A 12,716-nucleotide genomic window follows, 5' to 3' on the forward strand; every position below is an offset into this window, starting at 1 on the left:
TCATTATAACTATAATGTGGGAATATTAAGCCGTACCACCCACCGTTAAGTTATCAATTTTAAGGCTTGGTTGACCTACCCCAACAGGTACGCTTTGGCCATCTTTACCGCACACGCCAACGCCTTTATCAAGTGCTAGATCGTTCCCTACCATTGAGATCTGCTGCATCACTTCTGGGCCATTACCAATTAGTGTGGCACCTTTGATAGGTTGCGTGATTTTACCGTTTTCAATTAAGTAGGCTTCAGAGGCGCTAAATACAAATTTACCTGACGTGATATCCACTTGGCCGCCACCAAAATTAGGCGCGAAGATACCCTTTTTCACCGAGCTGATAATATCGGCTTGGCTGTGCTCTCCACCTAACATATAAGTGTTGGTCATACGTGGCATAGGTAAATGAGCGTACGATTCACGGCGCGCATTACCGGTAGGGTTAACCCCCATCAAACGCGCATTTAGCTTATCTTGCATGTAGCCTTTTAGAATACCGTTTTCAATAAGCACGTTATACGCAGCAGGAGTGCCTTCGTCATCTACGTTCAATGAGCCTCGGCGATCAGTAATGGTGCCATCATCCACGACTGTACACAGCTCAGATGCAACCTTTTGACCTACCTTACCGCTAAAAGCTGATGCGCCTTTACGGTTAAAGTCACCTTCTAGGCCATGACCTACCGCTTCGTGTAGTAACACGCCCGGCCAACCTGCACCTAGTACTACTTCCATGCTACCTGCAGGTGCATCGATTGCTTCTAGGTTTACTTTCGCTTGGCGAACAGCTTCTTCCGCGTATTCCATCCAACGCGGTTTGCCATCGACTAACTCTTTAAAATAACCATAATCTAAACGAGCACCGCCCCCTGCACCACCGCGCTCACGACGACCATTTTTCTCAAGTAACACTGAACAATTTAAACGAATAAGCGGGCGAATATCGGTTGCAAAGGTGCCATCACTTGCAGCAATTAACACTTCTTCATAAACCGCCGACATTGAACTGATCACTTGCTCAGCATCAGGTGCTAATTGACGAATATAGCTTTCAAGCTCACGTAGCAGACTTACTTTGTCATCATTGCTCATGCTTTGAATAGGTTGATGCGGCGCATACTGCTCTTTAGCAGCAACATCACTGAATACCTGAATCGTTTTGTTTTCGCCTGCATTGGCAATACTACGCGCTGCGGTTGCGGCTTTATTTAACGCTTCAAGATTAATCGCATCTGAGTATGAAAAACCGGTTTTTTCACCACTAACAGCACGCACACCCACACCGCGTTCAACGTTGTAAGAACCTTCTTTCACTAAGCCATCTTCAAGCACCCAAGATTCGTGGTGACTAGATTGAAAATACAGGTCGGCATAATCAACTTGGTGTTGATGAATAAAAGCGAGCGTTTTTTCTAATTCTTCTCTCGTTAGTTGGCTGTCATGTAATAAATGCTGTTCAACCGTGTTCATAATAAATGCTCTCTAAATCGTTGCTGAGACTGCATAGGCATGTCTTGGCGAATTGTATTCAAGCGGTTTAAATCAAGCCAATGGCTGATAAACCCAGTACCAGAGGCAAGCTCACTGAGCGTTTCTCCCCATGGTGAAATAATAATGCTGTGGCCATAAGTGTGACGGCCATTCTCGTGCTCGCCCCACTGTGCTGCGGCAACCACATAACATTGTGTTTCGATTGCGCGCGCAGCTAATAAAATATGCCAATGAGCAGCGCCGGTGACTGTAGTAAAGGCACTTGGCACTAAAATGAGGTCAGCCCCTTGGCGCTGCATCGCGGTGAATAAGCCACTAAAACGTAGATCATAACATACTGCTAGGCCAATTTTACCAAATGGCGAATCAACCACCACAATATCCTCGCCCGCCTGCGTCGCATCAGACTCTCGGTAACTGCGCGTCGTGTCGGCAACATCTACATCAAATAAGTGAATTTTATTGTACTGTGCAACCACATCACCCTGGTTATTAAATAAAAACGAGGCAGCTAAATACTTACCATTTTGCTGCGAAACAGGGAGGGTACCAGCAGCTAACCAGATATCATGCTGCTTACATAAATCGGCAAGTTTCGCTTTATAAACCTCACTCTGTAGACCTAATTCATAGCTTGCTTGGCTGTGCTTACTAAAAATCAAAAAACTTTCAGGTAAACACACAAGCAATGGCCGAGTAGCAGGTAACTTGGTCAGTGTATCTGCTAGAAAAGCGAGGTTTTGCTCAGCATTCATGCTTGAGCACATTTGTACTGCGACAACCTGTGGTTGATGATTAGTCTTCATTGTTACCTAAACTCGCTGAAGATGCGGCATCTTTTAATTTTAATTGCGTCGACGACTGTGGCTGACTTTGCGCAGCTTGCGGTAACGTCACTTCACGACTCTTACGATCAAGCTCTTTCACTACAGGATCATTCATACTCCCTGTTACTTTAAAGTTGATCTCAGAGATCACTCGTGCCGAGTGAATTACTTTATCGATTGCCAGCGCTGCAAGACCACTTACGGGGTTGACCATCCATGCCACAATAACAGGAATACTTGAGGTTACCTGCGGTGCAACAGCCAGGTCGTAGTCAATTTCAAAGGTGTTTAAGTTAGTGTGGCCTTTAATCGTTAAATCGGCAGGTACACCATCAAGCTTGGTATCTTGAGTGTAAGCAATGCCCTTTTCTAGCTGCATCGTGCCTTGCATGCTGTTATAGAAAAAGCCTTTAGAGAATACATCTCTAAAATCGAGTTTCAGCTTACGCACTAACGAATCTAAACTCAGTAATGAGAATACCCGCGCACCACCATCACTAATTTCTGTAAGGTGACCTTCACCTAAACGCCAATCTAGCTCACCCGCTAAACTGGGTACGTCAAAGTTATAAGGTGCGCCTTGCCATGCAAGATCAAACTTAATATCGGCATCAGAATCTTTTACTGTTGTTGTGATATCAAATTCATCAAATAACTCACCGATATCGTCACTTTGTAAGTTACCAGTAAAGCGTGTTTGACCATCAGCAAATTGCCCCTTACCACGCAATACATGATCGCCTTTGTCAATAACAAGCTCAGTGAACAAGAGTTTACCTTGCTCTCCTACTAAGCTGCTTTTAATTTTATCGAGTTGATATTCTGCCACTTTACAATCTTCGCAGTTAAACTCGATTGCTGGAACACGAGTTAACCATCTTAAATCTTCAGGTTCAGAAACTTGATCTGCTTGCTCTGCTACTTCGTTGAAGTTAATACGCAGATAGTCAGTAAAAATTTGAATTGGTCTGCGCGTTTCACCGGTTGGAATAAGTGCGTCGGCACGTAATTCTTTAGCATTTAACCTTAACTCTAAGTCTGATTGTTTTGGTGCTAAGCGAAATTCAAAATCATTAAAGTCGATATTATGTAATGCCAGCTTATTAAATTTACCCGTTACGTTATTGAATGCAGGCATCACACTTGGCGCGTCAGACTTCACTTTGGTGAGCGCAATAATTTGATCAATTAAGCCAAACCAAGGCACTATTTTAGTTTCTGGCAAATCGATAGATACAGCAAAACCTTCACGATTAAGACCTAAATCTTGTGCGCCTAAAATTAAATGGGCATTACTAAATTTCTGTTTACCATTATCTAAAATCGCATTAAAGAAAAGCTGCTCATCGATATTAGCAGTAATCAGATTTGAGATGCGGTCGCCTTGTACCACCGCGGTTAATGGCCAACTTTGCTCTGAACTCTTGTTATAAGGTGCCGGCAACTGGCTAGTCACACCGATTAAGTCGCCACTCACATCTGCACGATAATTGAAATCATTCGGTAAAAAATTAAGTGAAACATTAATATCAACATCGCTTTGACCGCTTAAGTAACCTGCAAGCAAACCATGGGCTTGTTCAATTAAAGGCTCAGCTTCAAGCGCCAGTTTTATATCAATTTCTGCGAGGTAGTTATCAGCCACGCTTTCGCTGTTATAACTCGCAGTGAGTGGCATCCCCATCCAGTTTGCTTTAGCATTTTTTAGGTCGATTTTATCGTTATTAAACTTAACGATACCAGTCATGTTATTAAGTGTGATCCCCGGTTGTGCAAGGTAAACCGGAATATTTGCAAGTTCAACTTCACCAATCGCATCAACATGACCAGAACGTAAATTAACTAACAGCTCAATCTCGGCGGTTGCTTCACCTTGAGGTTGCACGACTTCAAAGACACTTGCTAAAGGCTTTGCAAGCGGAGTCTCAGTAAAGAAAGGATTAAGCTTATTGCCATGGGCGCGCTTGTTTATAGCAACTTTTAGTATCTCTGCATTCATTAAATCTGCAATACTGACGTGCACACTCTCTCCGAGAGATAAATTAACTAGCTTGCCTGACTTGCTATAGATATCCATGCGCTCATTTTCAAAATGTAAAATGACGTTAGCATTTTCAACTGTAGGCCAGCTCGGTGAGAATTTATATTTGGCACTCTCAACATTCGCTAAAACTTCAAATTGACCTTGCTGCTGTTTGAATGGAAAACCTTTAAATGGCCCAGAAAACAACACTTGAGCTTTGTTTACTTCACCGCCCTTAATTGCCCCATTGAGGTAATTAACCAACTTTTCGCTCATCACAGGTAATGGGAAATAATGCCCAGCTACGTTGGCATCAGGGGCATAGGCTTCAGCATATAAATCTAAACGCGGCTCATCAGTAAGACTAAGCATCATCTCAGCTGCAAGGGTAACTTCGTCGTTATCAAGCCAGATATTATCGCTACTAATACGCCAGCCATCGTCGTAACGATGAAGGTCTAGCTCAACATTTAATTGGTTATAAGCAATATCTTGGCTAAAGCTGCCGTTCGTGAGCAGTTGATTATTCTCGCCATATAACTGAATTCGACCAGCTGATTGATTAATTAAGCCATCAACACGAATAGCTTGCCCACCAGGAATACCTTGCAGCGATAGCCAATTAATTTGATCACCTTGAAACCAGAACTGCCACTTATCTTGCTGACCTAATTCTAAATAGGCATCACTTAATTGACCATTGGGTTGGCGTGCTAAAAATGGTGCTAGCACCTCAAAGTTACTTAACTGCGATAACTTGGCGAGTAATGCAAAATCAAATTGTTTAAGCCAGATTTGGCTTTTATCGCCAAGTTGAGCTTCAAATTGTAAGGTCGGCCATTCTTTTATGTCACTTTCAAACGTGAGTCCGGTGCTTTTTAAGCGCCAGCCATTTTGCTTTGGAAATAAATGAAAGCCACCTTCACTTAAGCTAATTTGATGTGCTTCTTGGTTTTGCTGCCAGTTGATAAAGCTAGGTAGCCACTGCACTTTTACATCGCTGATCAGGCCTTTCTCAAGGCTAAACCACGTCTTTAAGTTGATGTCTGAATTAAGCTGCTGTTTGTCAGTATTAATATATTGCGCCAACCACTTAGACACATCGACGTTCGCTGCTTGGACATAAATATCACCAGCCATGCTTTCGAGGGTTGAGCCATTAAGTGCCATACGGGCGTCAAAGCTACCAACAGAAATCCCCGGTAACGCTAATGTTCCCGAGCCTTGATGCTGCTCTGGGGTATTTTGCCAAACAATGTTTTCAAGGATCAGCTTACGCTCTTTGCCATCACTGAGGGTAAGGTTAAGGCTACTGTCTTGCACTGCAAAGTGGCCTGTTTCACCAAGGAATAAGCCTTCAATCAGTTCTTTTTGCTCAAAGTTGCCTGCTTGCTGGTTATTACCCAAATCAAGCATAGTGGGTAAATCAACATCAGCATGAAAGCCATTGATCACAAAGTAGCTCGATTTAAGCTGACGGCTTTTCACCGACTCCCATAAGTTTACTTCAAGGCTGGCTTTATCAATGGTTAGTGCGATGGGTGAGGTTTGGTTATCTTCAAACGAAATGTCTTCAATGACTAAGGCAGGACCTTTGCCCTGCCAACTAGCCGAGATAGAACCAATCGCTAAATTAACATCAAAACGTTCATACAAAAACGCTTCAATATCATCTTTATAGTCATTCGCATAAGGGAGTGAATACTTCACAACAGAGACAATAACGGCCAGCAGTACGAGAGTGATAGCAAATACTTGCCATAACTTACGTAAACAATAAAAGCAGACCGTTTTTGCCTTCATTACATCATTACCACATCAAACTGTTCTTGGTTGTATAAACTCTCTGTTTGAATACTGACTTGCTTACCGATAAATAGTTCCAGCTCTGCAAGATTGTGATACTCATCGTTGATCAGCGCTTCACTTACCGAAGGAGCGGCATAAACCATGAACTTATCAGCCGCATAAGCACGGTTTACCCTAACGATTTCACGTAAAATTTCGTAGCAAACTGTTTCTACCGTTTTTTGTGAACCACGACCGGAACACGCAGGACACACATCACAAAGGATATGCTCTAAGCTTTCGCGGGTACGCTTGCGGGTCATCTCTACTAAGCCTAGTGCAGATAGACCATTTATGTTGGCTTTTGCACGATCTTTTGCAAGAGCTGACTCAAGCGAGTGCAATACTCGGCGCTTGTGCTCATCACTGACCATATCGATAAAGTCGATGATAATGATGCCACCTAAGTTGCGTAACCGCAGTTGACGTGCAATCGCAGAGGTCGCTTCGATATTAGTATTAAAAATGGTTTCTTCTAAATTACGATGACCAACAAACGCACCAGTATTTACATCAACGGTTGTCATCGCTTCGGTTTGGTCAATAATTAAATAACCGCCCGATTTAAGCTCAACTTTACGGTGGAGTGCTTTTTGAATCTCGGTTTCAACATCGAATAAATCGAAAATAGGCCGCTCACCAGGATAATATTCAAGTGCTCCCGATAAGATAGGCACAAACTCTTCTGTAAACTCTTTAAGCTCCTGATAAGTGAGCTTTGAGTCAACACGAATACGCTCCATGTCTTCACCTACGTAGTCACGTAAAGTTCGAAAAGCGAGTGTTAAGTCTTCATGCAAGATGCTTTCTTTACTGATTTTTTTACGCTTAGTAACAATTTTTTGCCACAGTTTTTTTAAGAACTCAGCATCATGACGTAGCTCAGCTTCCGACGCACCTTCTGCTGCGGTACGAACAATAAAGCTGCCATCATCATCGCCATATTCAGCAACAATTTTCTTTAAGCGTAAACGTTCTTCTTCAGTTTCAATGCGCTGGCTCACACCAACATGAGTTGCATCTGGCATGAACACTAAGTAACGTGAAGGAATGGTGATATCAGTTGTTAAGCGTGCACCTTTGGTTCCAAGAGGGTCTTTAACCACTTGCACCATGATATATTGACCTTGGCGCACAAGCTCACGAATATCTTGTACTTTCTTTATTGGCTGCTCATCAACGCCTTCCACAATCGAGGCACTGTTTACAATGTCCGATGCATGTAAAAAGGCAGCTTTCTCTAAGCCAATATCCACAAACGCAGCTTGCATGCCTGGTAAAACACGGCTGATTTTACCTAGGTAAATGTTACCGACAATACCTAGGTTGCCAATTCGCTCTAGTTGAATCTCTTGCAGTACGCCATTTTCGATAAGCGCAACGCGACTTTCGCTCGGTGTAACGTTGATCAGTAATTCAGTGCTCATGTTACCCTCTTAAAAATTCGTTTAATAACTGCTCTGTCTCATATAAAGGTAAGCCGACAACTGCAAAATAGCTACCCGAAAGATGACTAACAAAGCGCCCACCTAAGCCTTGTATGCCATAACCACCAGCTTTATCTTGTGGCTCACCACTATGCCAATAGGCATCAATTTCAGCATCGCTGAGCACTTTAAATGTGACATCAGTCACAACAAGACAGCTTTTTACTTGCTCACTATCAGCAATTGCCACAGCCGTCATCACTTGATGGGTACGGCCAGATAAACGCTTCATCGTGGTAGTAAAATCTGCTTGGTCTAGCGGTTTACCGAGTGCGGTATCATCAATTACAACTACGGTATCGCTGCCAAGTACTGGACGGTCAATGTAACCCATAGCTACGCCTGATTGTGCCTTGAGTCTGGCAAGACGCTCTACATAGTCACGAGGGGCTTCGTTTGGGAACTGGCTTTCATCTGCATCAACGCTAAATTGAGAAAACTCAACGCCAAGTTGGCTGAGCAACTCTTTTCGGCGCGGTGATGCAGACGCCAAATAAATTGCGGTTTGCATTATCTAATCCTGAAATGACGGCGATATTTACGCAAAATTAAGAAAATCCACCACCAACAAAGCATGCCGGTTAGCACTGGCCACATATAATGGGGGCTAAAGTAAACGCCCATTAAAAAGTGGTTAAGCCAAAACTGCATGAGGTGATAAAGCGTTAAAAACAAAGCAATTAATATACTTTGCTGCCATAAAGAAAAGTTTCTAATTTTTTGGAAGTTACTAGCAGTGATAAATATACACACCGAATAAGTCAGTGAGTTCACACCTAATGGCGATCCTGATGCAAGGTCCATCAATAAACCAACCACCCAAGCTGTGCCAATATTTAAACGGTGTGGCACCGCTAATGACCAATACATTAATACCATTAACACCCAATCTGGACGATAGGGCTCAAACGAAATCGGTAACGGCATTAACGCCATAACCAATGCAAAGAAAATACTGATAGCAATCAGCAAAGAGTGACGACTATTCATTGCTCATGCTCTCCTGCTGATTACGCCACAGCACAACCAATAAGCGAATACGATCGAGTTGTGCAATGGGTTCAGCATAAACTTGTGCAAACGGACGCCCTTCATCGCGGTTAATTTCGGTCACCACTGCAACCGGATACCCCTCTGGGAACGTGCCCCCCAGACCTGAGGTAACCAGAATATCGCCAATGCGAACATCAAGGCTATGCGGAACGTGCGAAAGCTTTACTACGTTAATTTTGCCAATCCCTTCAACCACGGTTCGCACATCGTTACGTAGAATACGCACTGGTGTGGCATGGGTTGTATCTGTCATCAGTAGTACTCGAGAAGTAGTCGAGCCCACTTGAGTGATTTGCCCCACAACCCCCATTTCGTCAATGACGGCTTGACCTTCACTTAGACCATCAGTTGTACCACGGTTAATAACCACCTGATGGCTATACGGATTAGAGTGAACAGAGAGTACTTGTGCAATGATTTTACGATTTGATTGCTTAGCGGATGAACCCAATAACGCTCGTAACTTATCGTTTTCACGAGATAAAAATTGCAATTGTTGTAGTTGCTCGCTTTGTAGTAACTGCTTCTTTTTTAACGCTTCGTTTTCAGTTAATAGCTGTTCGCGGGTGTGCAGATTCTTCGCGCCAATACTAAATAACTCATAGGGTAAATTGGCAAGATAAATAAGTGGGCTAACCAGGGTATTTAAACTAGTGCGGATTGTTGTACCACCTTGAGTGTAGCGATCGCCCACGATCAACACGACACTCAAAAGCACTGCGACAAAAAGTCGCAGTTGCAAAGAGATGGTACGACCAAACAGTAACTTCATTAGTCGTAACTAAATACGTCACCACCGTGCATATCAATCATTTCTAGTGCCTTACCGCCGCCACGAGCAACACAGGTTAATGGGTCATCAGCAACCACAACTGGAATACCGGTTTCTTCCATTAATAAACGATCTAAGTCTTTTAATAATGCACCACCACCTGTTAATACCATACCATGTGCAGAGATATCAGACGCAAGCTCTGGCGGAGATTGCTCAAGCGCAACCATCACTGCACTTACAATACCCATTAATGGCTCTTGTAATGCTTCTAAGATTTCGTGTGAGTTCAGTGTGAATGAGCGCGGTACACCTTCAGCGAGGTTACGACCACGTACTTCAATTTCAATTGGCTCATCAGTTTTGAAGGCCGAACCAATTTGGTGTTTAATGTTTTCAGCCGTTGCTTCACCAATTAAACTACCAAAGTTACGGCGTACATAGTTGATAATCGCTTCATCAAACTTGTCACCACCGATGCGTACAGATGAAGAGTAAACCACACCATTTAGTGAAATAATGGCAACCTCAGTTGTACCACCACCGATATCAACAACCATCGAACCCGTTGCTTCAGATACAGGCAAACCTGCACCAATCGCCGCAGCCATTGGCTCTTCAATTAAATAAACTTCACGTGCACCAGCACCCATTGCTGATTCACGAATAGCACGTTTTTCAACTTGAGTTGCACCACAAGGCACACAAATAAGTACACGCGGGCTTGGACGCATAAAGTTGTTGTTATGCACTTGTTTAATAAAGTGTTGAAGCATTTTTTCTGTCACATAGAAGTCAGCAATAACGCCGTCTTTCATTGGACGAATCGCTTTAATGTTACCCGGAGTACGACCTAACATTTGCTTAGCTTCAGTACCTACAGATGCCACGCTCTTAGGGCCACCAGCACGCTCTTGACGAATAGCAACAACTGAAGGCTCGTTTAATACGATACCTTCTTCTTTTACATAAATTAGGGTATTGGCTGTACCCAAGTCGATCGATAGATCGTTTGAAAAAATACCACGGAGTTTTTTAAACATGAGGCTGGATGACCTTTGAAAAATTCATTCTTATACTAGCTGCTCTCACTCTATCATGCTAATCATGAGAAAGCGCAACTGCTTTATTTAAATTGCTAAAAAAGGAAGCATCCATTGCTTCCTTTTCAAATTCCTATCGTTCGCGTACTAAACGGAAACCGATATAGTTTGCACGGAAATCTGGCGCTAAGATTAAGCGCGTTGATACGCGTGCTAGGCTAGGGGCAAAATTCCATGCACCGCCTCGAACAGCCACATCAGACTGTCCTGACTTTTTGTTTGTCCATTCCCACACATTACCTACTGTATCGTATAGGCCAAATGCGTTAGGAGAAAACGATCCTGTTGGTGCAGCGCTCTTATTTGACCATTCGCTACCACACCAGCCACAGTTCGCTAGATTCTTTCCAATTTCGTTACCCCAAGGGTATTCAGTTTCTTTACCTGCGCGTGCAGCGTACTCCCACTCAACCTCATTGGGTAAACGAAATAACTGGCCTGTTTGACCCGATAACCAATCTGCATACGCTTTGGCATCATTGTAAGTTAAACAAACCGCCGGAAAATCACTTTCTTGATCAAAGCCTGGGTTACGCCAGTTTAGGGTTGCTTCCCACACAGGTTCACCATTTAAGTAATACGCACAGCCGCGATCTTTTTCTGCTTCTGTTTTGTAGCCCGTATTCGCAACGAATTGCTCATACTCGCCAACGCTTACTTCTTTGCTTTGCATTGCAAATGAATTAGCAATGGTTTTTTCTACCACTGGACGTTCATTCGCTAAACCGTTGCCGTTAATATCACCCATCTTAAATTTACCAGCGGGTATAACCACAATGCTGGCAGAGCTGGTTTTATTAACAATACTTGCCACGGGAGCTATTACTGGTTGAGTTGGTGCTGTAGTAACCTCAGCAACAACTGGTTCTGGTACTTTCACTAGATTTGCATTAATTGTTTGCGCTTTACGCAGATCAATTCGCGCTTTATAGCTTTTGTAGCCTCGTTTGCGAATTTCAATATCATGGAAACCTTTTGGTAATGATGTCGTTAACCTAGTTGCGCCATAGCTCACACCATCAATAAACACTTCGTCATCATAAACATTTGAACGCAGTGTTAACTCAACCATTTTAGATTTTTTTAGATCAGGTAATGGTTCAACCTTTATTGGCTTTTTTACAGAGTAATCGCTTACAGGTTGTTCACTCATACGTGAAACCGATACCACCTGCCCATTATCCTGAGGATCACTGAATGTTAACTGACTATCTGAATATGTGGTCCCGTAGCTTGGCTGAAAGTTTCCAGCTAAAGGTGTGCCATAGTCTGCACAAAAACGGTTGTCTAAATTAAGTAAGCTACATAAACGGCTACTATTTACATCACCGCGCATCGTCACGCTTAAGTTAACGTTGTAGTTACCTTGCCCACTAAAAGCGCTATTCACTACATGGCTACTTAAAATCTTAACTTGTGCACCAGCAAGGTTGCGTTTTGGTTCAACTAAACGCTCTTCAGTTAAGTTAGCAAAAATTTGGTCTACAAAACGTTTAGTGGCTTTTTGTAAGCCCATTTGCTGGCCGCGCTGTTCACATGCAGCAAGTGTTTCAGTGCGCTTACAGTTAATTGTGTGATTAACCTCTAATGTGCCTTCACGAGTGAATTCGTTACGTAAACGCTCAACACGTGCCGTTGCTAACTGCTCTTTTAAACTTTCTAAGGTGTTTAACTGTGTATGTTTTGATACACGAATTTGCTCAATGTCTTTTCTATGTGAAGCAATTGCCGCCAATTGCATCGAAATATCATCTTTGTTTTGTTTGTGATCAACAACCGCTTTTTGATAGCGCGACTGCGCATTGCTGATATCAAGGGTTGGGTCATCAATTAGTCGGCGGTACATCTCGTTCATTGCATCTAGCGCTTGATTCTTTTCTTTGTCTAGCTCAGTTGAGCGGGCGCGCAATAATTCGAGTTGTTTTTGTAACTGACTTTCTTCTTTTAGGTGTTTTTCGAGGATTAGGGTCGAGTTATCGTATTCGGCTTGTTTTTTACTGATCTCTGATTCAATGCCAGTTACCGTAGCAGTATCTTGTGCAAATGCACTAGTTGCTAGCAAACTAACTGAAATTAACAGAGATAAAGGAGCAATTCGCATATATTCCATTCCCAAA

9 protein-coding genes are annotated in these 12,716 nt (G+C 42.9%); all 9 read right to left on the reverse strand.

Annotation, left to right across the window (positions count from 1 at the left end; genetic code table 11):
* Positions 1 to 25: 25 nt before the first annotated feature.
* The 9 genes from tldD to HCZ11_RS13985 all read right to left on the reverse strand — a co-directional run bounded on the left by tldD (position 26) and on the right by HCZ11_RS13985 (position 12,700).
* Entirely contained in the window at positions 26 to 1,465 is a 1,440-nt protein-coding gene (gene tldD, locus HCZ11_RS13945; RefSeq protein WP_167658710.1) for a metalloprotease TldD, read from the reverse strand.
* A complete protein-coding gene (locus HCZ11_RS13950; RefSeq protein WP_130049771.1) occupies positions 1,462 to 2,292 on the reverse strand; it encodes a carbon-nitrogen hydrolase family protein in 831 nt (276 codons plus the stop codon). Before HCZ11_RS13950 ends, tldD begins: the two co-directional genes overlap by 4 nt.
* A complete protein-coding gene (locus tag HCZ11_RS13955) occupies positions 2,282 to 6,139 on the reverse strand; it encodes a YhdP family protein (protein WP_167658711.1) in 3,858 nt (1,285 codons plus the stop codon). The genes HCZ11_RS13950 and HCZ11_RS13955 overlap by 11 nt, the downstream gene beginning before the upstream one ends.
* Entirely contained in the window at positions 6,139 to 7,611 is a 1,473-nt protein-coding gene (gene rng, locus HCZ11_RS13960; RefSeq protein ID WP_130049773.1) for a ribonuclease G, read from the reverse strand. The genes HCZ11_RS13955 and rng overlap by 1 nt, the downstream gene beginning before the upstream one ends.
* Position 7,612: 1 nt before the next feature.
* A complete protein-coding gene (locus tag HCZ11_RS13965) occupies positions 7,613 to 8,182 on the reverse strand; it encodes a nucleoside triphosphate pyrophosphatase (RefSeq protein WP_167658712.1) in 570 nt (189 codons plus the stop codon).
* Positions 8,182 to 8,661, reverse strand: coding sequence for a rod shape-determining protein MreD (gene mreD, locus HCZ11_RS13970; RefSeq protein WP_054552785.1), 480 nt, complete (start codon positions 8,659 to 8,661; stop codon positions 8,182 to 8,184). Before mreD ends, HCZ11_RS13965 begins: the two co-directional genes overlap by 1 nt.
* Positions 8,654 to 9,496: a rod shape-determining protein MreC gene (gene mreC, locus HCZ11_RS13975; RefSeq protein WP_130049775.1), complete on the reverse strand. Its 843-nt coding sequence runs from the start codon at positions 9,494 to 9,496 to the stop codon at positions 8,654 to 8,656. Before mreC ends, mreD begins: the two co-directional genes overlap by 8 nt.
* Entirely contained in the window at positions 9,496 to 10,539 is a 1,044-nt protein-coding gene (locus HCZ11_RS13980) for a rod shape-determining protein (RefSeq protein ID WP_054552787.1), read from the reverse strand. The genes mreC and HCZ11_RS13980 overlap by 1 nt, the downstream gene beginning before the upstream one ends.
* 133 nt (positions 10,540 to 10,672) lie before the next feature.
* Positions 10,673 to 12,700 carry a formylglycine-generating enzyme family protein gene (locus HCZ11_RS13985; RefSeq protein ID WP_167658713.1) on the reverse strand — a complete coding sequence of 676 codons (2,028 nt, stop codon included), beginning with the start codon at positions 12,698 to 12,700 and terminating at the stop codon, positions 10,673 to 10,675.
* Positions 12,701 to 12,716: the final 16 nt, after the last annotated feature.

Origin of the sequence: Pseudoalteromonas sp. HF66 (assembly GCF_011806445.1) — a bacterium.
Taxonomy (GTDB): Bacteria; Pseudomonadota; Gammaproteobacteria; order Enterobacterales; family Alteromonadaceae; genus Pseudoalteromonas; species Pseudoalteromonas apostichopi.